Consider the following 25,356-nt stretch of genomic DNA (forward strand, 5'->3'; position numbering starts at 1 on the left):
TGACCGGCACATCGACTACAGCCAGTTCCGCCCCATGGAGATGAACGACATGGACTCTATGGAAGAAATGGACTCAATGGACGACATGAGTATGGACATCAATGAAGGATTTAACGCCGATATGTTTACCAAACCCAGTGAAGCCATGCTAAAGCAAACACTGTCGGACATTCAGTTCAAAGTCACTCAGGAAGATGGCACCGAGCGTGCGTTTAATAATGCGTATTGGGATGAAAAACGTGAAGGACTGTATGTCGATATTGTCTCCGGCGAGCCGCTGTTTTCATCGCGGGACAAATACAAATCCGGCACCGGCTGGCCGAGCTTTACTCAACCCATAGCATCAGACGTTGTGGCTGAACATGAAGACAGAGGGCTGTTTTCAGTGCGCACCGAAATTCGCAGCCGTTACGCCGATTCCCACCTCGGCCATGTCTTCACCGACGGCCCACAACCAACCGGCCTGCGCTATTGCATGAACTCAGCCGCGCTGCGGTTTATTCCGAAAGGCGACATGGAAGCAGCCGGCTATGGCGAGTACCTGGACATCATCGCACCACCGATATCCTGAATACGATCAGACATAAAACGGGGCTCAATGAGCCCCGTTTTTATTCAGTCACCTTGGCGGCCTATTTTACACCAGTTCAGGTCGATGCGACTGGCGAGCCACTCACCCGGCCATCCGCTTCGGTCTCGTAACCTTCTGCGACCGCCTCGCCTTGCTCTTTCCACAACTGTCGTTCGGCGTCGGTTGCTTTGGGCGAAAACAGACCCAGCTGGGCGTAAATAATCCCGATCACCGGCGACAACCAGCAGGCAAACGCCAGCGGGATGTACAGCAGGTTCTCGACCTGGCCATCGGCGATGCCCAACCCCAGCGCACTGATCACGAAGGCACCACCGGCATTCCAGGGAATAAGCGGCGACATCAGCGTACCGCCCTCTTCGATCGCGCGGGATAGGTTCAGTGTGGAATACCCCATGCCACGATAGATCGGCGCGTACATCCGGCCCGGCAAGGCAATGGAGAGATACGGATCACCAGCAACCAGGTTAGTCGACATGGAGGTACAGACCGCCACCGTCTGCACACCCTTGAAGCTGCGCACCTTGGTCATGATCGCTTTGATGATGGCTTCCAGGCATCCGGTTTTTTCCAGCGCGCCGCCAAAGCCCAATGCGATCAGCACCAGTGAAATGGTCCACATCATCGACTGCACACCGCCCCGGTTCAGCAGGCTGTCCATTGCCGCAACACCGGTTTCGATGGTGTAGCCGGAGTTGGCGTAGGTCAGCAGTTCATGAACGCCAGCGCCCTGAGTAATCATCGCTACCACGGCACCTGCGAGCACCCCGGCAAACAGCGATGGAATCGGAGGCATGCGCTTTACCGCCAGGAATATCACCAGGGCGGCGGGCAACAGCAGCCAAACCGAAATGGTGAAGTTGGCGTTCAACGCGGTGGTAATAGCACTGATCCGTTCGAACGAGGCGCCGCTGTTATCGATGAGGGTAAAGCCCGCCACAAAATAAATAGCGAGCGCAATCAGCATTGAGGGAACCGTGGTCGGCATCATGTTCTTAATGTGGGAAAACACATCCGTACCTGTTACCGCTGGAGCCAGGTTGGTGGTATCGGACAGCGGCGAGATTTTATCGCCAAAGAAAGCACCGGATACTACCGCACCGGCGGTCCAGTACATCGGGATATCAAACCCCGCGCCAATGCCCATCAACGCCAGACCGACCGTACCCACCGTGCCCCATGAGGTACCCAGCGACAACGACACCACCGAACAGAGGATCATGGCAGCGGCCAGGAAAATAGCAGGCGACAGGATGATCAGCCCATAATAAATCAGCGTCGGTACCGTCCCACTGGCAATCCAGACGCCGATGATCATGCCGACCAGAATCAGCACCGATACCGACGGCAGTGAGACGTGAATAACGTGGAAGATGCCATCTTCGATGTTTTTCCACTTGTAGCCGAGCTTTACGCCTACCAGGCCGGTTATAGCCAGGCCAATGGCCAGCGGAATGTGCGGTGTGAAATCACCGAAGTAGAACAATTGGATGCCCAATACAATCAGGGTCAGTATTACGGGCGTTAGTGCCAGGGCGAGCCCGGGTTTTTTAACGTTCAACATCTCAGTCGGGTCAGTCATATTCATGTCCTATCGTTTTTGCGTAAACAGACACTCCCGTCGATTTACGCTGGCATGAACAAAGCGAGACATCAGTCCGATCACATAACGGCTGACCGGGCTCTTCAACTTTGACCGGAAGTATCGCTGCACCCGAGGGCCAGGCTGTCGACATTCCAGTAGTTATTCTTGTTAGCCCTCTGACCTTCAGTATTAGTCACTTTGGCTAGGAAGTGGCTCTAAATAATGCTAATTTGATGACCTATTGGCCTATAAATAACTAAAATATAGGCTTTATGGCTAGAGAGTTTTTTATGAAACTTGACCGAATAGGCCGGGAAATCCTGCGCCAGCTTCAGGACCATGGCCGCTTGCCCATTGTCGAGCTGGCCAGTCGCATCAACCTCACCAAAACGCCTTGCGCTCAGCGGCTGCGCCGGCTGGAAGAAAACGGGGTTATTCGCGGCTACCGCGCGGATCTGGATCCGGACCAACTGAACGCCGGTCACGTTCTGGTGGTCCAGGTCACCCTGGATAAAACCAGCGAAGACGCGCTGGAACGGTTTAACGAAGCGGTGCGGAAAATTCCGGAAGTGCAAAGCTGCTTTATGGTGGCTGGGAATTTTGATTATCTATTGAAAGTCAGAACGCACGATATTCATCATTATCGTGCCGTTTTGGGTGCCCAGATCGGCCAACTGCCACACGTGCGCCAGACGCACTCTTACGTGGCGATGGAAATCATTAAAGACGAGGTCACCGTGCCGGTGCAGGGCGACAACGTCAGGCTGAGCAGCCAGAAAGCAAACACATGAAGGCGTGACCTGATTTCACTTATGGACCGCTATTGGGCGGTTTCCGCGTCTTTCTGCTTGGCGACTTTGTGCTGGTCTTCACTGCTGCCCATTTTCCAGTAGCTTGATACATAGAGGTGGCTTTTCGGCACCTGCCTTTCCTGTTTGAAATAGGCGCGCAGGTTGCGCATGCTCTGGAATTCGGTGGCGGCCCAGACTGCGGGCTGCCCATCTAGCCAGTCGAGCTGTTTGACTCGATCGAGCAGTACCTGCCCGCTTGGGTCTGGCTCGGCGTTAACGACCCAAATCAACTCCAGGTTGTCCGGCTTAACCAGCTCCTGAATATCGGCACGATCGAGCACTTCAATCACCGCGTAGCCCCGTGCGTTGTCGGGAAGCAGCTGCAGGTTAACGCTAATAGCAGGCAGGGCCGTCATGTCTCCGGCCAGCAGCAACCAGTCAGCCTCTTCATTGATCAGTTTTTTGGGCCCCGGGCCACCGACCAGTATCCGGTCGCCCGGCTGCGTTTCCACAGCCCATTGCGAGGCGGGGCCGACGGTATCGTGAATCACGAAATCGACATCTATTTCATTTTCCCTGTGCTGGCGCACGGTGTAGGTCCGCATCAGCGGGCGGGCATCTCCTTCGGTCGGGAAGATCAGTTTAATGTAGGCACTGGCCTGATCGGCCGGGAAAGACGCCATGCCCGCCCCGCCCAGGGTGATGCGGCGCATATGGGGTGTGAGGTTGTCGGTCTTCAGTACTTCGAGCTCACGGGGTTCGGGCCTGGCCATGCTGGGCGTCTCCTGCTGCCTGAGGGGTGGTGTTCTTCGATGCCATAATCACAAATGATACAGATTATTATTTAGATTGAACAACACAACCCTGTTTCCACCCGCGTATAGAGGGTTTGAAAACACGGCTACAACGCCAGCTTTTCCGGCAACTCAGACAACGACTGAACCGTAACATCCGGTTCTTCACCCCAGGGGTCGAATAGCGCGTTGTCGCGTTGCACCCAGGCGGTTCGCCAACCCGCCTGTCGGGCACCAATGATATCGAAGGGGTTGCCGGAGATCAGCCAGGTTTGATTGGCTGCCGAATCCGTTGCCTCGGAAAAGTGGTGATACACCCGGGGCGAAGGTTTGAACGTGCGCAGTACGTCGACACTGACAATGCCATCGAGGTATTCGATCAGTTCGGCGTGAGTAAGCAAATCGGATGCTACCTTCGCCTCGCCATTGGTAAAGGCAAAAGCACGGGCATCGTTGGACTGAAGCTGCTGCAGTAGATCCTGCGCATCCTGGTAGGCAGGAAGCGTTCGGTAGGCCGCTAACAGGGAGTCCAGCTGGCTCTGGTTGAGGTTCACCTTTGCTTCGCGCAGTGCGTAATCGAGTGCCTGGCGGGTGCAGACTGAAAACGGCTGATAGTGTTCCATCAGCGCACGCCTAAAGCTGTATTCCAGCTGTTTTTCACGCCAGCGACGACTGATCGCGTTCGCCTGTTGTTCATCGCCGATTATTTCTGCGAGCGTAACCTGAATGCCCTGAGTGTCTATCAGGGTACCGTAAACATCGAATGCCAGCGTAATCATAGGTGCCTCCTGGATTACAGAGTGAAGGTGTTTGGCCGCAGTTTAGACGACAATTCAAATGACACTGCTCTGAACGACACGTCAGTCAGCTGACGGCCCACTCAAATACCCCCTAACAAAGTTCAACATGACCGCCATATCGGCATCGGTCCCGATCGATATACGCAGGTACCCGTCGATTCTAGGCCTGTTAAAGTACCGGATCAGCACCTTGTCCTGTCGCAAGCGCTCGCTCAATTGGGCAGCTTCAAGTCCGACGGGTGGACGAGCAAAGAGGAAATTGGTTTTCGAGGGTAGCACCTCAAATCCAAGTTCGATCAGGGCGTCAGAGGTAGCCTGGCGCGTCGACATAATTTTCTGACAACAGGATGAGAAATAGGCTTCATCCTGAATCGCGATGCGCCCGGCGGCCTCTGCAATTCGATCAATGGGATAGGGGTTAAAGGAGTTCTTGACCCGGTTCAGCGCCTCAATCAGATGCGCTTGTCCGGCCGCGAACCCCAGGCGCATGCCGGCAAGTGAGCGGGATTTGGACAACGTCTGCACGACCAATAGATTGGGGAAGCGGTCGATCAAGGCCACAGCGGATTCAGCCCCAAAATCCACATAGGCTTCATCAACCACCACCACTGAACCCGTGTTACGTTGCAATAAGGGTTCAAGCTGTTCAAGGGTCAGTGCAAGGCCGGTGGGCGCGTTCGGGTTGGCGAAAATGATGCCACCGTTATCGGCGCTGTAATCGTCGAGAGTCAGGGAGAAGTCATCCCCCAGAGGGATTTGTTGATACTCAATACCGAACAGCTGGCAGTAAACCGGATAAAAACTGTAGGTGATGTCCGGGAATATGATCGGCCGACTATGCTTCAGCAAACCCATAAACGCCATGGCCAGCACATCGTCTGAGCCGTTGCCGGTGAACACCTGGTCCGGCGTCAGCTGATGATAGTCGGCAATGGCGTCTTTCAGTGACTGTGAATTCGGGTCGGGGTACAGCCGCAGTCGTTCGGCCGTCTCGGGTCGCTGCAACAGTTGGGCAACGCCCGGTGCCGGTGGGTAGGGATTTTCATTAGTGTTCAGCTTGATCAAACCGTCTACCTTGGGTTGCTCACCCGGTATATAAGGATTCAGAGAGTGAACCAACGGGCTCCAATAAGACGACATGCATGACCTCGGTTAAGTTATTGAGCGGGCAATAGCATAGCAAAAACTGTGGTCAACCCGACAACCGAGCGCTCTGATCGGAGCCCGGTCTTATCTGTGCCGGCCAACCCCTTTAACTTATCAGGCACTTCGACAACAGGGCTTTCATATGATCCGCACCCAGTTCGTTGACCCGCTGGATGTTGTTGTCCGGTATCGCATCGACATCCGGGTAGGCGTCGATCGCGGCTTCCAGTGAGTCTTCACGCAACAGGTGCAGCATCGGGTAGGGCGAGCGGTTGGTGTAATTTTCCGGGTCATCGCGCTCGGTACCGCCGAACTGGTACTTGGGGTGGAAGCTCGCGATCTGGAAGATACCTTCCAGATTCAGTTCGATCAGCAGGCCTTCGGCGACACCCAGGAAATCATTGTAATCGTAAAAGCTCTCATAGAGGCGCGGGTGGATCAGCAGAGTGGTTTCTATACGGTCTTCACCGGCCAGAAACAGCAGCTCCTCCTGCAGGGCTTCGATCAGCGCGGCTTCGGAGGTGGCATGGGTCACGCTGAACCGCACCCGGTTTTTCATCAGCTCGCGTTTGGCGAATGGGCAGAGGTTGAGGTCGATTACTACTTGCTCTACCCAGGCGCGGGTCTGGGCTATCAGTGTGGCGTCGTCGTGCACTCGGTCAACCTTCAAAACAATGGGATTCAGACAGCCAGTGTATCACGCTGACGGAAAAGGCTTGACTTCAAACCGTCAACCCGTATCGTACTAGTATGCTAGTACAGCAGAAATAGAACAGCAACAAAACAACCCATTTAACCCGACGGTTACCCGACCATGACTGACGACCCCTACAAAACCGAGCTTATTCACCACCTGCTGGCCATCGATACCGCCGACGCCATGGACTCAGCACTGGAAAACCTGCTGACTCCGGCTGAATATCAGGAAATCAGCAAACGTCTGCAGATCTTCAAGTTGCTTAACGAGGGGGTCGCGCACCGTAAAATCGCCGAATTACTTGGCGTGGGTATTGCCACTGTTTCGCGGGGCTCACGCGCCCTGCGCGACACCCATTGAGCTGTTTCGAAATGCCGGAAATCACCTTGCCAGGATGCCTCTATGTCTGATGCCCCTCAACCTTTTACGCTGCCGCGCAAACCGCACTATGTGAAGCTCGCGGCCGATTGCGATTTCTTTCAACTGTTCAGGAAGATCGAAAAGCAATTCGACACCTGTTACATGCTCGAATCACTCGGTGAAGACAGCCACATTGCCCGGCACTCGATCATCGGGTTTGACCCGGAATACTGCCTGTATGCCAACGGCCATGAACTGACGATTGAAGACCGCGACGGCAACGCCAACACCTACACAAGTCACAACCCTTATGACCTGCTGCGCAGCCTGATGCCGCAAAACATTATCTCGCGCAAATACGCAGGTGGGTTGGTCGGTTATCTCGGTTACGATGCCATGCGGTATTTCGAACCGACACTGTCGCTGAAAGCCAATGAGGATTTCGACACCTTTCGCTTTGGTCTGTACAAAGACGGTCTGATTCTCGACAAAATGACCGGCGAGGTCATCTATTTTTATTACGAAAACAGCCGCTACGACTTCTTGCAAAACCTCATCGAAGCGGAAGACGCCCCGAACGGAAAACTGCACATCACGGCACTGGGTGACACCATGAGCCAGGCCGAACACGCCGCTGCTGTGGCCAAGGTGAAACAGGACATCATCGATGGCAAGATCTTTCAGTGCGAAGTCGGTTTTAAAAAACGGTTTAAGATTGAAGGGGACACCCTGGCTCTGTACGAAAAGCTGCGTGAAATCAACCCGTCGCCACAAATGTACTATGTGAAATTCGGCGCACAGAAGCTGGTTGGTGCCAGCCCGGAACTGCTATTCCGTCTGCGCCAGGGCGAAATGGAAACCTTTCCGCTGGCGGGCACCACCAAGCGCGGTGCCACCGCCCAGGAAGACACCCAATACGCCCGCACCCTGCTGAACGATCCGAAAGAAATTGCTGAACACAATATGATTGTAGACCTGCATCGCAACGACATTGGCCGAGTGGCACAGTTTGGCACTGTAAAAGTACGCAGCCTGATGGACATTAAACGCTTCAGCCATGTACAGCACATTTCCAGTGAAATCGTCGGCATCATGGCCGAGGGTGAAGACATGTTCTCGGCTCTGGCCAGCAATTTTCCGGCAGGAACTCTGACGGGTGCACCGAAGATTGAAGCCATGAAAATCATCAACGATCTGGAAACCGATGGCCGTGGCCCTTATGGCGGCGCCGTGGGCCAGTTTTCGTTCAATGGAGACTGCACATTTGCCATTCCAATTCGCACGGTTTTCGTGAACGGCGATCGTGCCTATGTGCAAACCTGCGGCGGCAACGTATTCGACAGCAATGCTGAAGATGAGTACGAGGAAATTCGTCGCAAGTTTGCCGGTACACGCAAGGCGCTGGAGCCGTTTATAGGTTCGGAGGCGTCGGCATGAAGATTCTAATCATCGATAATTACGACTCCTTTACCTACAACCTTTATCAGTTTATTGGCGAGATTCTCACCTCTGCCAAGAACCGGGGCACTGTTGAAAAGTTCGAAATTCTGGTACACCGCAACGACCAGATCAGCTTTGCCGATATCGTAGCAATGGCACCGGACCGCATTATTATTTCGCCGGGGCCGGGTTCACCGGACGATGAACGATACTTTGGCGTCTGTGCTGAAGTCATAGAGAAGCTTGGAAGAACCACACCACTGCTCGGTGTGTGCCTGGGCATGCAGGGCATTGTACATGTGTTTGGAGGCCAGGTGGTTAAAGCGCCATTACCGATGCATGGAAAAATCAGCCCGGTCACCCACAATGGGCAGTCGGTGTTTCGCGGTGTGCCGGATCAACTGGAGGTAATGCGTTATCACTCGTTAATTGCAGCGGCTGAAACCTTGCCGGAATGTTTGATGGTGACTGCGGCGGTGGGGGAGCTCAATGCTGCTGATTTTAATGACCGGGAACGATTAAACGAGGGTGGAAATTTCGAATTAATGGGTGTGAAACATCGTGATTATCCGATTCACGGCATTCAGTTTCATCCGGAATCCTTTGCTACCGAGGGTGGCAAGGAACTGATTGCGAACTTTTTGTTTTTTGACCGTGAGCGCGGGTGATCGGAACAGGCTATTTGAAACCCCGGCAGCGAACCCTCTTCTGTTGAACGGAAGGGGGCACCCCTCGCCTGGTGACCGTTGGTGTTAGCTAAAGGGGGCCACAACGCCAAGCACTACCAGCGCGACAATGGCCGGCGCTGCCTGCACCCACAGTATCTTGCGGCTGACCGTCGCGGCGCCGTAAAAACCGGCGATGATCACGCAGCTCAGGAAAAAGATCATCACCGGCACACCCGCATTGCCAAGCAATAACCCCCAGACCAAACCCGCCACCAGAAATCCGTTATACAACCCCTGGTTGGCAGCCAGAACCCGGGTGATTTCGGCTTTTTCCTTACTCATGCCAAATACTTTGCGACCAATCGGTGAGGTCCACATGAACATCTCCAGGACCAGAAAGGTGAGGTGCAACAAGGCGACAATGGCCACCAGAATTTGCGCGTAATGCATCACAGGGTTCCTTATGTGAGGGGCAGTTAAAGAGACTAACGCGGGGAGATTGCCGCTGCCAGACACAGCTCAACGACCGCTTCGAAACGGTCAACAATGGCCAGTGGCTTAAAGGGCTCCAGTGGCACATTGCCATGATAACCATAACCGACGGCAATGCCAGGCATACCAATCAGATAGGCGGGCTCAAGATCGTTCGCGGAATCGCCCACCATAATGGCTTGGGCTGGCTGGATATCAAAGTCGCTACATACCTGAACCAGACTTTGCGGGTCGGGCTTGGGTCGTTCAACTTCGTCGCCGCACAATACCCGGTCAAAGAAGGATGCTAGCCCCAGTTCAGCCAGAAAGGTTCCGGTGAAATGTGAGCTTTTATTGGTGATGCACGCCAGTCTGAGCCCGGCTTCCTGCAAGGTACGCAGCCCCTCGATGACACCGGGGTAGATATCCGCCTGCAACAGTGACCGCTGATAGGCCTCGCGAAACAGGACGTGGGCTTCGCTGGCATCGTCCTCAAACCCATGGCTGTACAAACCCCGCTCGACCAGTTTTTCAGGCCCGTTGCCCACCCAGCGGCGCACGTCGTCAATACTGCACCCATTGCCGGTGAGCGTCGTTAACACCTCATCGAGCGCGGCGTGAATGCCGCGCGCGCTGTCGACCAGAGTGCCATCGAGGTCGAACAGTATGGCTTTGGTGAGGGTCACAGGCTGAAGCCGTAACGGTCTGCCAGGAAGTAGGCGATGGCGCTGTCGCTGTTCTTGCCGATGATGCCCGTCGACACTGCCTTCACTTCATCGAGGGCGTTTTCCATGGCATAGGCTTCATCGGCGAGTTTGAACATGCTGACGTCGTTGTCCGAATCGCCAAAGCAGACCAGCCGTTTGGCGCCGGTTTGACGTTGCAGAAATTTAACCGCATCACCCTTGGTACCACTGATGTGGTGAATGTCCATCCAGTAAAAGCCTTCCCGATACATATCGGGCCCGGCGTACACCTGAACGTTGGGCATGTCGGCCAATTCTTCCGCCATATACAGCACTTTCTGGTTCTCGGTGACAGCGAACACGTTCAGAATTTGTTCTTCAATTGAGGAAAAATCGGCGTTCAATTGGACGTTAATCGCCTGACCTTCCATGTACTTCGCCCAGGCTTCCTCGCGTTCAGTGCTAATGCGGCGAATCACAGCGCCAATGCGGTCTTCGTGATCCAGCGTGTTCAGCCAGGGGTTGATGCCATGCACTTCCAGGCGGCGACAGACTTCGACCAGTTCCATCGGGTCCATTGGCTGGGCGTTGATACGCACGTTTTCGTTCAGATCCCAGATCAGTACGCCGTTCTTGTAGGCTTGGGGGTGGCGAAACCGAACATCGGGCAGGGCTTCGCGGCCGCCGTGCGGCATACGGCCGGTGGCGACGGTCCAGGCGACACCGAGTTCGTCGAGCTTGTTCAGCGCGGTGCGGGTAAGGTCGGTGATGCAATCTTCGCCATCAATCAGCGTGCCGTCGAGGTCAAATACCAGTAATTCGTCCACAGGATCTCCCGGGTTAAGGGCGGTGCAAAGACAGCACCGCTGTAGTAGAACGTCGTTATGAAGCCGCTATGATAATTAGTCACGTTTCAGAGTTCGCAACCAATTGAGTGTCAGGTGCCGGGGGTACCTATCCGGGGTAGTCTGCAGCATGGATGCTGCAGTCTAGGCCCCATGGATGGGTTTACGCCGACCCCGGATAGGTACCCCCGGTGCCTGACACGGACTCATGGCACCAACCGGGTAGCGCAGGCACGATCAGGCGCTGCGGGTTTTAGCCAGTTCCTGGCGCATTTCGGCGATGCGGGTTTTGTAGTCGTCGGTGTTAAAAATGGCCGAACCGGCAACGAACGCATCGGCACCGGCTTCGGCTATGGACCGGATGTTATCGACTTTAACGCCGCCATCGATCTCCAGCCGGATATCCCGACCCGAGGCTTGTATACGGGCGCGGGCGTCACGCAGTTTATCGAGTGCCGAGGGCAGGAAAGACTGGCCACCGAAACCGGGGTTGACCGACATAATCAGCACCTGGTCGATCTTATCCATCACATAATCAAGATAATGCAGCGGCGTGGCCGGGTTGAACACCAGACCCGCCTTGCAACCGCCGTCGCGAATCAGTTGCAGCGAGCGGTCGATGTGATCGCTGGCCTCCGGGTGGAAGGTAATGATACTGGCCCCGGCCTCAATAAAGTCGCCAATCAGCCGATCTACTGGAGACACCATCAGGTGCACGTCGATGGGTGCGGTGACGCCGTGATTGCGCAGTGCCTTGCACACCATGGGGCCGATGGTCAGGTTGGGGACATAGTGGTTGTCCATCACATCAAAGTGGACCCAGTCGGCACCGGCGTTCAGAACGGCATCCACTTCCTCGCCCAGGCGGGCAAAATTGGCGGACAGAATGGAAGGGGCTATGACAAAATCGGACATATCGGGGCGTCTCACATCAGGCGGAACGCCCATTCTAGTGACTGCCAGAGGGAGGTCAAACGCCAATGTGCCCGACCACCGATAAAACCCGGTTTACGATCGAATGAAACCCTCTTTTCTGGCTCTGATAACGAAACCACCGCAACGACAACACCAGAATTATTTTCCCTTCAAAGGGGTCAATCCGCCGCGCATCTGGGCTATGCTTTTGAGCTGTGGCATGAACACGCTGTTATCGGAACCTCAGGAGCGCGGTATGACGACCCCCGACCCTTCAGACCAGACTGAGATACCTTTGGGCGCCTGGAGTGTGGATTCCACCAGCGACCTGCTGGTCCGGCTGGCCCGGAAAACCACCGTTACCGGTCTGATGCATCGTATTTTGAAAGAAGCCCGGATGCTGACCGGTGCCGAAGGTGGCACTTTCTATCAGTTGGACGAGTCCACCGATTCGCCGCAGCTAATCTTCAAAGCCATCCACAACACCGTGCTCGGGCTGGAAAGCCGGGACCCGGAACAGTTGAGTCAGTGGCTCGCCATTCCGCTGTACTACCGCCAGCCGGACGATTCCGGTGCCGGCGAGCCGAATCATCAGAACGTGGCTTCCTGGGTGGCACTGACGCAACAGCCGGTCAATATTGACGATGTTTATCAGGCCGGTGATTTCGACTTTTCCGGCACCCGCCATTTCGATGCCGAACACCGCTACCGCTCCCGGTCGATGCTGACTCTGCCGCTGCTGAATCACGAAGACCGGGTGATTGGTGTCTTGCAGCTGATCAACGCACGCACTCCGGATGGCGACAGCCGCCCGTTCACCGATGACGACCAGCGCACGGTGCAGGCCATGGCCAAATTCGCCGCGCTGTCGCTCGACAATCAATTGCTGGTGCAAAGCCACAAAGACCTGCTCGATGCCTTTATTCAGGCCCTGGCTCGCATTATTGATGTTCGTTCTTCCCATACGTCTGCCCACTGCGAGCGCATTCCGGTGCTGACTGAAATGATGGCGCGTGCGGCCTGCGAAGAAACCGACGGCTATTTTGCTGACTTCAATTTGAACGATGATGAGTGGTATGAGCTGCATGTCGCCGCCTGGTTACACGACTGCGGCAAGCTGGCCACCCCGGAAACCATTCTGAATAAGGGCCGCAAGCTGCAAAGCCTGCTCGATGGCTTTGATGCCGTGGCCGGCCGCTTTGCCGCCGCCATGGCGCAAGCTGATTCCCCGAATGAAGCCGACGAGCTGCGTGAAGAGCTGGATTTCCTGGAACGAATTAATCTCGGCGGTGAGTTTATGCCCGAGTCGGATAAAGACCGGGTTCGAGCCATAGCCGCCCGATCCTGGCAGGACGCCTGGGGTCAGCAACAGCCCCTGCTGAATGAGGCCGAAGTAACCAACTTGTGCATTACCCGGGGCACGCTGAACGACGAAGAGCGCCAGGCGATTAACCGCCATATCGACATCACCATTGATATCCTCGAACAACTACCCTTCCCGCCCAAGCTGCGACGGGTACCGGAATATGCGGGCGGTCACCATGAACGGATGGACGGGCGCGGTTTTCCGCGCGGTCTCACACGCGATCAAATGTCGATTCCGGCCCGGATTATGGGCGTGGCCGATGTGTTCGAAGCGCTGACGGCGAAAGAGCGGCCCTACAAACCCCCCATGCCGCTGAGTCAGGCGTTTTCCATTCTGAAATCCATGCGCGACGATCAGCACATCGACCCGGATGTCTTCGAGCTGTTTCTGCGCAGTGGCAAATGGAGAGATTATGCCGAGCGTTTTCTACTGCCCGATCAAATCGATGTGGGCGACGTAGCGCCGTATCTCGCCGACAGCAACATCAATACCACCAGGCCGGTGAGCAAACCGTAGAACATCGGCGTCCAGGCTCCGGCCAGCAACAGACTGGCCAGTAAAGCACCCGTGGCTGCCGCCAGATCCCGCCAGAAGGTAAAGCCATTGAGGCTGTGATGGCGGCTGGCGTCAGACAGGGCCTCATCGGCAAGGCGCTTGGGCACCAAAATCATATAAAGCCCATGTCCGGCGATGGCGAACACACTGGCCCAAAGCACCTCGGTGAAAGCCATTAGCCCACCGGCGACCAGCATCAGGGCCAGGGAAATACCCAGCCAGAGTCGCTCGGGCACCCAGGGATTCACCCGAATCGAGACCACCCCCACCAGCAAATTGAACAACCGCTTGGCAAGCAACAACCAGGCCGTCATCGCCAGCGCAGCCGCCGTCGACCAGCCGGCAACAACCAGCAAGGGTGCCAGCACCACCGTCCAGACCCCATCGAACAGCAAACACAGTACAAAAGTCAGCCGGTGCCAGGCATTGGGCCAGGGGAAGCAAGCCCGTGTTGATGCCTGAGGGTCTGATGGCGCAGGGGGCAATGCCAGTGCGGGCCACAACGCCACCAGGCAGAGCACGCTGGCCAGCACCAATACCGCCTCGATCGCAATGAACTGCACCAGAAAGGGGGCGATCAGCAAGACCGACAAGGGGCCGACTTCCTGCAGGCTGGTGTACCAGCCCAGGTTCACCATGCGACGCTCCGGCTGGTGCGTGGCGTAATGCAGGCAACCAAGCCGCATCAGCGCATAGGCCATACCCCACAACAGACGAGCGAGCAGCAGAACCCAAGGGCTGGCTAGCATCAGAAAGGCCAGGCTCGCCGCGGTTGCCAGAACAACGGCCTGCAGCATGGAGGTTCGTGGACCATAGCGTTCGAACCAGGGCAGCAGCCAGGGGTTGATCAGCAACCGGACGAAGCGATTGGCCGAGAGCAAAATGCCAACCCAAATCAGCGTCAGCCCAAAATCTTCAAAATACAGCGGCAACAATAAATACAGAACAGCGTCGGACACCAGGGCCAGCGTCAATACGACGCTGGCCAGCACCGTTGGCTGGCTGTGTTTGTGGATCAGGCGCAGCACGAGGTGTTGGCGACCGATGGCTCGCAGCAGGAAGCATCCTCAACCCGCGCCTTATAATCGGCCTTGTTCTCGGAAAACCGGTGCGTCAGCAGGGCCGACTGATTGCGCAACAGCAGCGTCATCCGAAACAGTTCTTCCATTACATCCACTACGCGATCGCGGTAGGGCGACTCTTTCATCTGGCCATCGGCATCGAACTCCTGAAAGGCTTTCGGTACCGACGACTGATTGGGAATGGTGAACATCCGCATCCAGCGCCCCAGAACGCGCAGTGCATTGACCACGTTAAACGACTGCGAACCGCCGTTAACTTGCATCACCGCCAGCGTCTTGCCCTGGGTCGGCCGAATGGCCCCATCACTGAGCGGTATCCAGTCGATCTGGTTTTTAAACACCGACGACACCGCCCCATGTATTTCAGGCGAACACCAGACCATCCCCTCGCTCCATTGCGCCAGCTCACGCAATTCAACGACCTTTGGGTGATCTATCGACACCCGGTCGCTTACCGGCAGCCCTTCTGGGTCGAATACCCGAACCTCGGCACCAAACTGCTCCAACATGTGAGCGGCGTTCAGTGCCAGTTTGCGGCTGTTCGACTCCGCCCGCAGTGAGCCATACAACACCAGGATGCGCGGCGCATGAGTAATGGGTTGCTGATAGCCCTGCTTTAACTCGCTCAGGGTACTCTCCAGGCTGTGGTCGGGTATCAGTGCCATAATGCCTCCGTATTTCCAGATATATCGAATTAATTAAGCAAAAAAGTTCGAAGCAGTCAGCAACTGCTCTCGGTACAGCATTCTTCCATCATGTAATCGATCAGGGTGTTCAACCGGTCGTATTGAGCGAAACAACGCAATACCCGCCCTTCCCGAACCTGCTTCACCAGACCGACATGCACCAGACGGCTCAGGTGATGCGACAAAGTAGACCCCGGCACATCCAGTTGCTGCTGCAACTGCGCCACCGGCGCCCCACCATGGCCAGCACGCACCAAAAGACGATACAGCCCCAGACGAGTCGGGTGGCCCAGTTCTGCCAATTGGGCGGCGGCTTGTTCGAGTGTGAGTGTTGTCATAGGGCTCATTATCCACTCGGGAAATAGGACGTCAATATATTTCTAGTAATATCGAAATATAAAATCGTTACCATACTCGCTGAGATGGTTTGGTTCAGGGTGTCATGAGTTAGAAATTCGAGGTGATTTAACCACTTACTGCCTAAGGACCGTTGGGTGTGTCTACTGGGGGCCGTTAGACCGCAGGGACGCGGTCTCCGAGTCTACAGGGATGTATTTACGACGTGTCTCCCAGTAACTAAGCCAGGCTCACATCTCAACCGTCAGTTCTTTAAGAAACTCAATGAACAACCGAGTCTTGGCGCTCAGCATGCGGCGGCTGGTGTAGACCGCTGAGGCTTTGGCCATCAGATCCAGTTCCATGTTCTGGGCGACCTGCACCAGTTCGCCGCGTTCAATGGCGCTACGACAATAAAGTGACGGTAGCAGGCCGATACCTGAACCTGCGATGACGGTATCGCGCACCATAATCGGATCGGTCGTTTCAATCGAGGCCTGAATTTCAACCTTATGCTTTTCGCCCTGGTAGCGCACCGGCAAGGCTGTCTTGTTGTAACGGCGCTCGCAAACGTGTACCTGCTCTACTAAAGCATCCACGCCGGGAAAAGTATGGCCGGCCGGGTAGGTGGACGGGCTAGCCACCCAGATCAACGGGGTCTCGAACAGGGGTACCGCGATCAGTTCCGAATCCGGCAAATCGCCAACCTGAACCGCCAGATCAATGTGCTCGCCAATCAGGTCTACCGCTGTCGGCGTCACCTGAATGTTAAGTTGAATCTCCGGGTACTGCAGATTAAAGCGATGTAAATGGCCAGCCAGCACATCGCGGCTGAACGCCATGGGCAGGGAAATGGTCAGCTCACCACTGGGGGTGTGGCTTAGCCCATTCATGTGCGCATCGGCCGCTTCAACCTGTTCCATAATCAGCTGACAGTGTTTGAAAAACACCTCGCCTTCGCTGGTCATGCGCATCTGGCGGGAGTTGCGTTCCAGCAGGCGCACCTGCAGATCATCTTCCAGACGCTGTACGAACCGGCTCACGCTCGACTTCGGCATGCGCAACGAGCGTGCCGCTGCCGATATGCCTTCTTTCTCTACGACCGCCACAAACACGGGCAAATCAGATATGTTCCACTTCATGAACGAAACGTCCTGATGTTAAAGGTTGTCCCAGATTGTGCACTTTACTAGTCTGGTTGTCACCCCCATCACGTAACTGAGATTACGTTGGCGAACTGCAGCTCTGGCACCGTGAAATCCAGGGCATCGATAACAACGACTATACTGGCAGCGCCGTACCGTGATGAACCATTCAACATTGAGAGAGCGACCCATGAACCGCGAGTATCGAGACATTCCGGGCACCTACGTGATGGATGGCCAGCATTGCCGCAAAGGCTACCATCTGAACATGTTCTGCATGTCACTGAACAAAGCCGAGAACCGCGATGAATTCCGAAAGGATGAAGCGGCTTTTCTCGAAAAATTCAAGTTGACCGACGAGCAGAAAAAAGCCGTCCTGGAACGGGATTGGCTGGGCATGCTACGCCTGGGCGGCAACATTTATTACACCTTTAAGCTGGCCATTTTCGATGGCCGGTCCATGCAGTTTGTCGGTGGTGCCATGTCCGACGTAACTGAAGAAGAATTTCGTCAAATGATGGTTTCCGGCGGTCGCCCGGTGGAAGGCAACCGCAGTAAAAAAGAACAGGAGCAGTCGAATGGCTAAAATTGTAACCGGGATTGGCACCTCACACGTACCGTCCGTTGGCGCCGTAATCGACAACAACAAAGAGCAGGATCCGTATTGGAAGCCGTTGTTCGATGGCTACCAGCCAGGTCGTGACTGGATTCAGGACAACATGCCCGACGTGGCGATCGTGGTGTACAACGATCATGCTTCGGCCTTCGGTTTGAACCTGATCCCTACCTTCACACTGGGTGTAGCCGATGAATTCCCACCCGCCGATGAAGGCTATGGCCCACGCAAGGTGCCAACGGCCATCGGTGATCCGGATCTGGCCTGGCATCTGGCTGAATCGTTGATTCTCGATGAATTCGACATGACTATTGCCAACGAAATGTCGGTCGACCACGGCTGCACCGTGCCGCTGTCGATCATGTTCGACAAACCCGAACAGTGGCCGTGCAAAATCATTCCATTGTGCGTCAACGTGATTCAATATCCGCCTCCGACCGGCAAGCGTTGCTTTGACCTGGGCAAGGCGATTCGCAAGGCTGTTGAAGCCTACGACAAAGACATCAAGGTCGCGATTTTCGGCACCGGTGGCATGTCGCACCAGCTGCAGGGCGAGCGCGCTGGCCTGGTGAATGCCGAGTTCGACCAATCGTTCCTCGACCGCCTGACAACAGACCCGGTCGGCCTGACCAAAATTCCGCACGTTGAATACATGCGCGAAGCGGGCTCTGAAGGCATCGAACTGGTGATGTGGCTGATCATGCGCGGCGCCATGGGCGACGATGCAACGGAAACCTACAAGTTCTATCATGTGCCAGCGTCCAACACCGGCGCGGGTTTGATTGTGCTGGAAGACGGCAGTCAGAAATAAACAACAACACTGGAGACGGCCATGATCATCGATTGCCATGGACACTACACCACCGCACCGTCAGAGCTGGGCGATTACCGTGACCAGCAAAAAGCGGAGCTGAAAAACGACCCGATGTTTCAGACTACCAAGGGTATTCTGAACATCACCGACGATCAGATTCGCGACAGCATCAAGAACAACCAGCTCAAACTGCAGCAGGAGCGTGGCACTGATCTGACCATCTTCTCGCCGCGCGCCAGTTGGATGGGACATCATGTTGGCAACGAAAGCACCAGCGTCGCCTGGACCGAGCATTGCAACGACCTGATTCGCCGCGTCTGTGATCTGTTTCCGGAAAACTTTGCGCCGGTGGCCCAGTTGCCCCAGAGTGCCAATGTCAAACCGGATGCCGTGGTGCGTGAACTTGAGCGTACCGTTAACGAGATGGGCTTCATCGGCTGCAACCTGAACCCGGACCCGTCTGGTGGTTACTGGAAAGACAAGCCGTTGCACGACAAGTTCTGGTACCCGATTTACGAGAAAATGAGTGAATTGAACATTCCGGCGATGATCCACGTATCAGGTTCTTGCCACGACTGTTTCCACACCACCAGTTCCTACTACCTCAGTGCCGACACCACCGCCTTTGTGCACTTGATGATGTCGGACCTGTTCAAGGATTTCCCGGACCTTAAGTTCATCATTCCGCATGGCGGCGGTGCCGTGCCTTACCACTGGGGTCGTTTCCGGGGTATCGCACAGGACCAGGGCTTCGATCTGGAAGAAAAAGTGCTGAACAATATATTCTTCGACACCTGCGTCTACCACCAGGAAGGCATCGACCTGCTGCTCGACGTGATTCCTACCAAAAACGTTTTGTTTGCATCAGAGATGATTGGCGCCGTACGCGGCATCGACCCGCGCACCGGTCACTATTTCGACGATACCAAACGCTACATTGACGGCAATACCAAGCTCAATGCCGCTGAAAAGAAAATGGTGTTTGAAGATAACGCCCGAGCCGTATTCCCACGATTGAAAGCCTGATCTGAATCCGGACAACCACCCTTCTTGTGTTGTGCTTTCTGGCCCGCCTCTGGCGGGTCTTTTTTTTGCCCGCCGTTACTCATACTTGACGCCAGCCATACTTGAACTTCACGCCTTCATACCGGAGGATACGCCCTTAACCTTTCACGATGAGCCTGAACCGCAATGCCCCGCACCCTGATTCGACTCGTCGCGCTGGTTGTCCTGCTGATACTTCTGGCCGTACTGTGGCGCTATTTAGCCAGTACCGGCGTGCTAACAGCCGAACGACTGGAAACCTGGATTGGCCGACTGGATGCGGTTAGGTCATCCCCCTGGGTTATGCCAGGCACGATGATCGTGTATGTCGTCGCCCTGTTGCTGGCCTTTCCGCTGACCCTGCTGGTGGTATTGACCGGGCTGTTGTTTGGGCCCTGGTGGGGGTTTATATACGCCGCTCTGGGTTCATTGAGCTCGTCAATGGTGACGTTCTGGGTGGGGCATTTACTGGGGCGAGACGCGCTGGAACATTATGGCGGCAAGCACCTGAAGACACTGTCCGGTTACATGAGTGAGCGCGGCATCCGCGCCATGATCCTGATTAACCTGCTGCCATTGGCACCCTTTACTTTCACCAACCTGATGGCCGGTGCGTTCGACATGCCCTTTGGCCGCTACATGCTGGGTTCAACCATTGGCATCATCCCCGGGCTGGCGTTAGTCACCGTACTCGGTGGGCAGGTCAGTCGAATCCTGCAGGCCCAGGACACTCAGGAGATTCTTCTGGCCATTGGTGTATCGGTTGTCGTGGCCATCCTTTTTGCGGCGGTCATGATTTTGGTGCGTCGGCAACGCAAGCGGACGCCCTAACCCGATTCCTTCGCACGCCGGGCCAGCAATTCGCTGTAGAACCGGTTGATGTTTTCCGCAAATGCGTCAGTATCATTGTGGCTGGCAAAGGTAACAGCCCGTTCTGAAAACTCGGATCGGACGTCATCATTTTCGATCAGATAACGTACACGCTCTACCCAGTGGTCTATCCGATCGAAGGTTTTAAAGCCGGTCTGACCTTCCTCGATTACATCGTCGGTGCCGCTGGAACGAACCGCCACCACCGGCAGACCAGCAGCCATAGCCTCCAGAATCACCATACCCTGAGTTTCGGATTTAGAGGCAAATACAAAGACGTCAGCCATTTGGTAATAGTCTGGAATAACGTCTGGGCTAACGGCACCAACCAGAGTCACTGATGCCTGCAAACCCAGCGTCTCTATTTTCTCTTCCAGCACCGGTCGTTCATCACCATCGCCTACCAGCAACAAACGCACGGACTTTTCCGTTTGTTGTTGCAGTTGATGCATGGCATCCACCAGGAAAGCAACATTTTTTTCTTTGCCCAACCGCGACACACTGACCAGAACGCGGTCGGTTTCTGCAATCTCATACCGGGTTTTCAGATCTGCAATGCGAGCTTCGTCACGCCGATTGAAACGGTCGAAATCAATTCCGGTTGGTTGCACACAGAGCGGTGATTTTACGCCAATCAGCCGTAAATATTCTTCCGTAGAAAAAGTAGGCACGATCACCCCGTCACAGCGGTTGCAAAAGCGCCGGATCAGCTCATGCGAGATCACATTACGGAAAATACGACCGGGTAAGGGTACATAATGCGCGTACATTTCCAGACGGGTGTGGTAGGTGTACACCGATGGCACCCTGTGCTGCCGGGCCAGCATCAAGCCAATCGAACCCAGCCAGAACGGATGATGCAAATGCACGATGTCCGGCTTGAATTGATGAAACAGCTTGCGAATACCCGGTTGCAGCAGGTTAGCCAAACGGAATTCGCGATGACTGCCAAAAGCAACCAGAGTTCTTACGCGTAATGTATCCTCCCGGGGGCTATCGGCCTGGTCATAACGCGGGGCCACTACTTTTACTTCATGACCCCGGGCGGTCAGGCCACGCAGTAAACGCTCGATCGAAATGGTTACGCCGGAAATAAACGGAAAAAAATTGTTGGTGAAAAACAGCACCCGCTTTGGCTGTGCCCGCCAGGGCGTGTCGTCTACCGTAAACTGGGTGTAGAAGTCTTTGTCCTCAAACAAGGTTTCGCGCAGTTTGAGACCAATCAGCACCAACAGACTAACAATAATCAGAAAGCGACCGAAACTGACGTAGAAAAAGGTATATACCGATGACCACAGACTCTCGATGGTCCGATACCAGGAGGTCTCGAGCACATCGAGATGCCGCACCTCGGCCATCACTTCATCGGCTTCCACCCTGACCTTGAGGAAATGGTGAAAGCTGTTCTCGTCATCGATGATCAAACCACCGCCACCACCGGTGGTGATGTAACGCACCCCGTCGATGGTCTGGTCGTAGTAAACCGATAGTTGAGACGAAAACACGATGTCCACCTGATAGCTTTCAAACAGGGAGCGCATCGCTTCACTGACCGGTTCGTTTTGGAAATAGCTGTCTTTCTGAAAGATCGGGGTGTTATGCACCGGCGCGTGTACCGGGGAGCCAATAAACACAAAAAAATGTTCCGCTTCAGAAGTCGATAACTCATGCTCAAGCCAGTCCAGTTGCCAGTTGTAGGCAGTATTATCCGTACTGTCGAGAAACATAAAGTGCGCATTGGCGGCGCTGAAGGAATAGAAATGGGGCCCATATTGTTCATAAAACCGTAATCGGCCAAGTTCACCATCTTCATTCCGGCCATACGTCAGTAACCAGGGATGATTCAGATAGGAAAAAATGTTGTACACCGACCGGTAGTTTTCAGCGGCCCCGCCACTGACTGCATTGCCAGCCGACACAGTGAACTCTGCATCGCTGGCATTGATGACCGGAATGATCTGATCCTGAAAAATGCTAACCGAGTTATTGACGTTGCCGACCACTGAAAACTCAAAGGCGTTACGCCCTTCGAGCCGGGTCTGTATCTGTTCAATCTGACCGGCATGCAACGAGCTGACTTCCGGCTCGGAAAAATTGAGATACAGCTGATACGCCACCAGTACGATGACCACACCGATGTTGATGTAATACATAGTCCTTTTGGTCGATTTGCGCACTCCCGGCCCCTGTTCCTTAAACAAAAGTTAATCAAAAGTCTGGTCAAAGGTCCCAGTATGGAGGTTCCGCTTCACAGCGTCCATATCCACTGGCGGACTTACACACTGTTAGCGGGGTGAAAAGATGCTGCCAGTTGCGGCGTCAGGCTGGTACATTGGAACCGCTGTTCCCTGACCTTCTACATGTTTGTTTACTACCGTCGCGGGCACCGATCACAATAAGAACCTTCGCCATCGGGCGACCAGGCAGGTGAGATGTTAAATACTTGGACCTTTATGAAGCGCTTCGCGCGGTCACCGGCCGCCATTGGCAGCATTGTGCCCAGCAGCCGGTTTCTGGTGACAAAAATGCTGGAAAGCGTGGACTGGTATCAGACCAACAGTATTATTGAGCTCGGCGCCGGTACCGGGGTGATTACCGAAGCTATCGACGCCCAGCGCACAGTCGGTTCCACGTTTATCAGTTTTGAGCGCGACGACGACATGCGCCATGCGCTGAACGCCCGGTTTCCCGACATTCACACCCACCACGACGCTTTTTTACTGCATGAAGTACTCGCGAAGCAGGGACTGAGCAGCGTCGATTGCATCATTTCCGGCCTGCCCTTCGCCAATTTCGACAACAGCCAGCGCCGCACACTGTTTTCAGACATCCACGCCGCGCTGCGCCCCGGTGGGGTGTTCATTGCCTTTCAGTACACCCGGCTGTTGCAACCCTATTTCCTGTCGGTCTATGGTCGCTACGAATGCAAGCGGGTGCTGATCAATATACCCCCGGCCCTGGTCTATTTTTGCACCAAGCAATAATCGCCTCCGTCTAGCGCCCCGCCTTCCGCCGTTCCCGCAGGGAACCTAGCGTTCAACCCAATAGTGGCTGCAACAGTGCGTACTAACCATGAAACGCCACAAAATCGTACACTGACCCTACATTCAATCAGCGGAGAGCCCCATGAAAAACCTGAAAGACACCCGTCGCATTGGCCTTGGCTGCATGAACCTGTCACACGCCTACGGCCCTCGACCGTCTGAGGCAGACGCTGTTACATTTTTAAACGAAGCGCTGGACCTGGGCTACGACCACCTGGATTCCGCCGCCCTCTATGGCTTTGGTAACAACGAGTCACTGCTCGGTAAGGCGGTTATGCATCGCCGCGATGAGTTTTACCTGGCCAGCAAATGCGGCATGTTCAAGGACGAAACCGGTCAGCGTTCGATCGATGGTCACCCCGACGTGATAAAACAGACCTGCGAAGACGCTCTGCGCCGCCTGGGTACCGAGGTGATCGACCTTTACTACCTGCACCGCTGGGACAAACGCATTCCGATCGAAGACAGCGTTGGCGCCATGGCCGACCTGGTGCAACAGGGCAAGGTACGGCATCTGGGCCTGTCGGAAGTTTCAGCCGATACTTTGCGCAAGGCGCATCGCGAACACCCGATCACCGCGCTGCAAACTGAGTACTCGCTGTGGAGCCGCAACCCGGAAATTGCCGTGCTGCGTGCCTGCGAAGAACTCGACATCACCTTCGTCGCCTTCAGCCCACTGGCCAGGGGCTACCTCGGCGCCGAACTGACCGACCCGAACCAGCTTCCCGACACCGATATTCGCCGGAAAATGCCGCGTTTTTCAGACGAACACTACCCGAAGAACCTGGCCCTGCTGGACCCGGTCAAGGCGATAGCGGCCGATCTCGGCATAACGCCCGCTCAACTGACCCTGGCCTGGGTTCTGAACCAAACCCCAACCATGGTCGCTATTCCCGGTACTACCCAACTCAACCACGCCCGGGACAACCTGGCCGCTGCTGACATTGAACTGAGCGACGCCGTGCTCGACGAACTCGACCAGACGATCAACCTCGACACCGTCAGCGGCCCGCGTTATGGCAAGGCCACCCTGGCAGAGATCGATACTGAGTTGTTCGACAGTGAACGCGACTAATCCGTTAAGCTCGCGGCCACCCGGCGAATGTGACCGGCCAGAATACCACTGACCGGGGTTAACGGGCTCTCGCGCCGCTGCACCAGATACAGATTCTGCGTCGGCAGCGGTTCGGCAATAGGCAGCTCTGTGAGCACATCGGCATACAACGGCTGGCGGCCAAATTTGGCGGGTAACAGTGTCACCGCGTCGGAATCGAGCAGGAACGCCAGTGTGCTGGTCAGTGAATAGGATTCCATCTGTGGCGGTGGTGCGTTCAGGCCAAAATGCCGAAACAGATCGACCATCAGCGGGCTAACGTGAGTACCCGCTCCAACGTGCAACCAGGGCGCGGCGGTTAACTCGGTCAGATGGCGACAATGCCGGTAGCGCCCGTCGCGACGGGTCACAATGGCCATGCGCATCGACTGCAGGGTTTCAACCTGAAATTCGCTGTCGGGCAATGCCTGCCACAGCGGCGATACGGCAAAATCCAGACTGCCCGCGCGTAACCGCTCCACCGCCTGCTCCTGCATGCCCTCGTAAATATCCAGCCGCACCCCCGGACAATCGCGCTGAAACAGGCGTACCGCCCGGGCGACCCAGTCGACCGACGAGGCGGGCGCCAGCATCATGCGCACCACCCCTTCACGCTCGCCCCGCAGTTGCGCCACTTCACTGACAGCGCGCTGGGTTTCATTGACGATGATGCGGGCCCGGCGGGCAAAGGCTTCGCCGTATTGGGTCAGGTCCACGCCACGGGCGCTGCGCTTGACCAGGGACACTCCCAGTGCCTCCTCGAGTTGCCTGACTTTCTTGGACATCCCGGGCTGGGACTGGCCAAGATGCTTGGCCGCCGCCCGGATACTGCCGTGAGTCACGGTGGCCAAAAAGGCTTCTATCAATTCCAGCTTCATATTGATCTATCACACTTGGTTATCACCCAAACAATTTTGA

Annotated in this window: 27 protein-coding genes; 12 read left to right on the plus strand and 15 right to left on the minus strand. The window is 55.4% G+C overall.

The window, feature by feature from the left end; all coding sequences use genetic code 11:
• The coding region (msrB, locus tag WEB54_RS16845) for a peptide-methionine (R)-S-oxide reductase MsrB (protein WP_368056771.1) at positions 1-571 on the plus strand (571 nt) is incomplete at its 5' end.
• 76 nt (positions 572-647) lie between these two features.
• Here msrB and nhaC read toward each other — a convergent pair.
• A complete protein-coding gene (gene nhaC / locus WEB54_RS16850; RefSeq protein ID WP_368056772.1) occupies positions 648-2,177 on the minus strand; it encodes a Na+/H+ antiporter NhaC in 1,530 nt (509 codons plus the stop codon).
• 287 nt (positions 2,178-2,464) lie between these two features.
• Between nhaC and WEB54_RS16855 the strand changes: the two genes are divergently transcribed.
• Positions 2,465-2,965 (plus strand): Lrp/AsnC family transcriptional regulator, encoded by a 501-nt coding sequence (locus tag WEB54_RS16855; RefSeq protein ID WP_368056773.1) that lies wholly within the window; start codon positions 2,465-2,467, stop codon positions 2,963-2,965.
• Positions 2,966-2,994: 29 nt separating this feature from the next.
• On the opposite strand, the gene WEB54_RS16860 is transcribed toward WEB54_RS16855, so the two are convergent.
• From WEB54_RS16860 to WEB54_RS16875, 4 genes are all read right to left on the minus strand, one after another.
• Positions 2,995-3,738 carry a siderophore-interacting protein gene (locus WEB54_RS16860; RefSeq protein WP_368056774.1) on the minus strand — a complete coding sequence of 248 codons (744 nt, stop codon included), beginning with the start codon at positions 3,736-3,738 and terminating at the stop codon, positions 2,995-2,997.
• 128 nt (positions 3,739-3,866) lie between these two features.
• The gene (locus WEB54_RS16865; RefSeq protein WP_368056775.1) at positions 3,867-4,538 is read right to left on the minus strand and encodes a haloacid dehalogenase type II; all 672 of its coding nucleotides are present in this window, start codon (positions 4,536-4,538) and stop codon (positions 3,867-3,869) included.
• A gap of 81 nt (positions 4,539-4,619) precedes the next feature.
• Positions 4,620-5,699, minus strand: a complete 1,080-nt coding sequence (hisC, locus tag WEB54_RS16870) for a histidinol-phosphate transaminase (RefSeq protein ID WP_368056776.1) — start codon at positions 5,697-5,699, stop codon at positions 4,620-4,622.
• A gap of 112 nt (positions 5,700-5,811) precedes the next feature.
• Positions 5,812-6,360, minus strand: coding sequence for a DUF1415 domain-containing protein (locus WEB54_RS16875; protein ID WP_368054665.1), 549 nt, complete (start codon positions 6,358-6,360; stop codon positions 5,812-5,814).
• Between the two features lie 159 nt (positions 6,361-6,519).
• Between WEB54_RS16875 and WEB54_RS16880 the strand changes: the two genes are divergently transcribed.
• The 3 genes from WEB54_RS16880 to WEB54_RS16890 are packed head-to-tail and all read left to right on the plus strand — an operon-like array spanning position 6,520 to position 8,870.
• Positions 6,520-6,762: a Trp family transcriptional regulator gene (locus WEB54_RS16880; protein ID WP_368054663.1), complete on the plus strand. Its 243-nt coding sequence runs from the start codon at positions 6,520-6,522 to the stop codon at positions 6,760-6,762.
• A 42-nt stretch (positions 6,763-6,804) separates the two neighbouring features.
• Complete coding sequence (locus WEB54_RS16885; RefSeq protein ID WP_368054661.1) at positions 6,805-8,199, plus strand: anthranilate synthase component I family protein; 1,395 nt, start codon at positions 6,805-6,807, stop codon at positions 8,197-8,199.
• The gene (locus WEB54_RS16890) at positions 8,196-8,870 is read left to right on the plus strand and encodes an aminodeoxychorismate/anthranilate synthase component II (RefSeq protein ID WP_368056777.1); all 675 of its coding nucleotides are present in this window, start codon (positions 8,196-8,198) and stop codon (positions 8,868-8,870) included. The genes WEB54_RS16885 and WEB54_RS16890 overlap by 4 nt, the downstream gene beginning before the upstream one ends.
• Before the next feature lie 84 nt (positions 8,871-8,954).
• On the opposite strand, the gene WEB54_RS16895 is transcribed toward WEB54_RS16890, so the two are convergent.
• From WEB54_RS16895 to rpe, 4 genes are all read right to left on the minus strand, one after another.
• A complete protein-coding gene (locus WEB54_RS16895) occupies positions 8,955-9,320 on the minus strand; it encodes a DUF1304 domain-containing protein (RefSeq protein WP_368056778.1) in 366 nt (121 codons plus the stop codon).
• Positions 9,321-9,355: 35 nt separating this feature from the next.
• The gene (locus tag WEB54_RS16900) at positions 9,356-10,027 is read right to left on the minus strand and encodes an HAD family hydrolase (protein ID WP_368056779.1); all 672 of its coding nucleotides are present in this window, start codon (positions 10,025-10,027) and stop codon (positions 9,356-9,358) included.
• Positions 10,024-10,854: an HAD-IIB family hydrolase gene (locus tag WEB54_RS16905; protein WP_368056780.1), complete on the minus strand. Its 831-nt coding sequence runs from the start codon at positions 10,852-10,854 to the stop codon at positions 10,024-10,026. Before WEB54_RS16905 ends, WEB54_RS16900 begins: the two co-directional genes overlap by 4 nt.
• Before the next feature lie 255 nt (positions 10,855-11,109).
• On the minus strand, positions 11,110-11,787 hold the full coding sequence (gene rpe, locus WEB54_RS16910) for a ribulose-phosphate 3-epimerase (protein WP_368055178.1): 678 nt from the start codon (positions 11,785-11,787) through the stop codon (positions 11,110-11,112).
• Between the two features lie 256 nt (positions 11,788-12,043).
• On the opposite strand from rpe, the gene WEB54_RS16915 reads away from it, so the two are divergent.
• Positions 12,044-13,669 (plus strand): GAF and HD-GYP domain-containing protein, encoded by a 1,626-nt coding sequence (locus WEB54_RS16915; RefSeq protein WP_368055179.1) that lies wholly within the window; start codon positions 12,044-12,046, stop codon positions 13,667-13,669.
• On the opposite strand, the gene WEB54_RS16920 is transcribed toward WEB54_RS16915, so the two are convergent.
• The 4 genes from WEB54_RS16920 to WEB54_RS16935 all read right to left on the minus strand — a co-directional run bounded on the left by WEB54_RS16920 (position 13,591) and on the right by WEB54_RS16935 (position 16,954).
• Complete coding sequence (locus WEB54_RS16920) at positions 13,591-14,736, minus strand: MFS transporter (RefSeq protein WP_368055181.1); 1,146 nt, start codon at positions 14,734-14,736, stop codon at positions 13,591-13,593. The genes WEB54_RS16915 and WEB54_RS16920 overlap by 79 nt on opposite strands.
• The gene (gene arsH / locus WEB54_RS16925) at positions 14,724-15,455 is read right to left on the minus strand and encodes an arsenical resistance protein ArsH (RefSeq protein ID WP_368055183.1); all 732 of its coding nucleotides are present in this window, start codon (positions 15,453-15,455) and stop codon (positions 14,724-14,726) included. Before arsH ends, WEB54_RS16920 begins: the two co-directional genes overlap by 13 nt.
• Positions 15,456-15,511: 56 nt before the next feature.
• Entirely contained in the window at positions 15,512-15,814 is a 303-nt protein-coding gene (locus WEB54_RS16930) for an ArsR/SmtB family transcription factor (protein ID WP_368056781.1), read from the minus strand.
• 249 nt (positions 15,815-16,063) lie between these two features.
• On the minus strand, positions 16,064-16,954 hold the full coding sequence (locus WEB54_RS16935) for a LysR family transcriptional regulator (protein WP_368055186.1): 891 nt from the start codon (positions 16,952-16,954) through the stop codon (positions 16,064-16,066).
• 193 nt (positions 16,955-17,147) lie between these two features.
• Between WEB54_RS16935 and ligA the strand changes: the two genes are divergently transcribed.
• From ligA to WEB54_RS16955, 4 genes are all read left to right on the plus strand, one after another.
• On the plus strand, positions 17,148-17,543 hold the full coding sequence (gene ligA / locus WEB54_RS16940) for a protocatechuate 4,5-dioxygenase subunit alpha (RefSeq protein ID WP_368055187.1): 396 nt from the start codon (positions 17,148-17,150) through the stop codon (positions 17,541-17,543).
• A complete protein-coding gene (locus WEB54_RS16945) occupies positions 17,536-18,384 on the plus strand; it encodes a class III extradiol dioxygenase subunit beta (protein ID WP_368055189.1) in 849 nt (282 codons plus the stop codon). The genes ligA and WEB54_RS16945 overlap by 8 nt, the downstream gene beginning before the upstream one ends.
• Positions 18,385-18,405: 21 nt before the next feature.
• Positions 18,406-19,413: an amidohydrolase family protein gene (locus WEB54_RS16950; RefSeq protein WP_368055191.1), complete on the plus strand. Its 1,008-nt coding sequence runs from the start codon at positions 18,406-18,408 to the stop codon at positions 19,411-19,413.
• A gap of 165 nt (positions 19,414-19,578) precedes the next feature.
• The gene (locus WEB54_RS16955; protein WP_368055193.1) at positions 19,579-20,262 is read left to right on the plus strand and encodes a TVP38/TMEM64 family protein; all 684 of its coding nucleotides are present in this window, start codon (positions 19,579-19,581) and stop codon (positions 20,260-20,262) included.
• On the opposite strand, the gene WEB54_RS16960 is transcribed toward WEB54_RS16955, so the two are convergent.
• Positions 20,259-22,454: a glycosyltransferase gene (locus WEB54_RS16960; protein ID WP_368055195.1), complete on the minus strand. Its 2,196-nt coding sequence runs from the start codon at positions 22,452-22,454 to the stop codon at positions 20,259-20,261. The genes WEB54_RS16955 and WEB54_RS16960 overlap by 4 nt on opposite strands.
• 279 nt (positions 22,455-22,733) lie before the next feature.
• Here WEB54_RS16960 and WEB54_RS16965 point away from each other — a divergent pair, with 279 nt between their 5' ends.
• Positions 22,734-23,285: a class I SAM-dependent methyltransferase gene (locus tag WEB54_RS16965; RefSeq protein WP_368055197.1), complete on the plus strand. Its 552-nt coding sequence runs from the start codon at positions 22,734-22,736 to the stop codon at positions 23,283-23,285.
• 142 nt (positions 23,286-23,427) lie between these two features.
• Positions 23,428-24,420 (plus strand): aldo/keto reductase, encoded by a 993-nt coding sequence (locus tag WEB54_RS16970; protein ID WP_368055199.1) that lies wholly within the window; start codon positions 23,428-23,430, stop codon positions 24,418-24,420.
• Here the strand turns inward: WEB54_RS16970 and WEB54_RS16975 are convergent.
• On the minus strand, positions 24,417-25,316 hold the full coding sequence (locus WEB54_RS16975; RefSeq protein ID WP_368055200.1) for a LysR substrate-binding domain-containing protein: 900 nt from the start codon (positions 25,314-25,316) through the stop codon (positions 24,417-24,419). The genes WEB54_RS16970 and WEB54_RS16975 overlap by 4 nt on opposite strands.
• Positions 25,317-25,356: the final 40 nt, after the last annotated feature.

Origin of the sequence: Saccharospirillum sp. (assembly GCF_040881935.1) — a bacterium.
In the GTDB taxonomy this organism is placed as follows: Bacteria; Pseudomonadota; Gammaproteobacteria; order Pseudomonadales; family Natronospirillaceae; genus Saccharospirillum.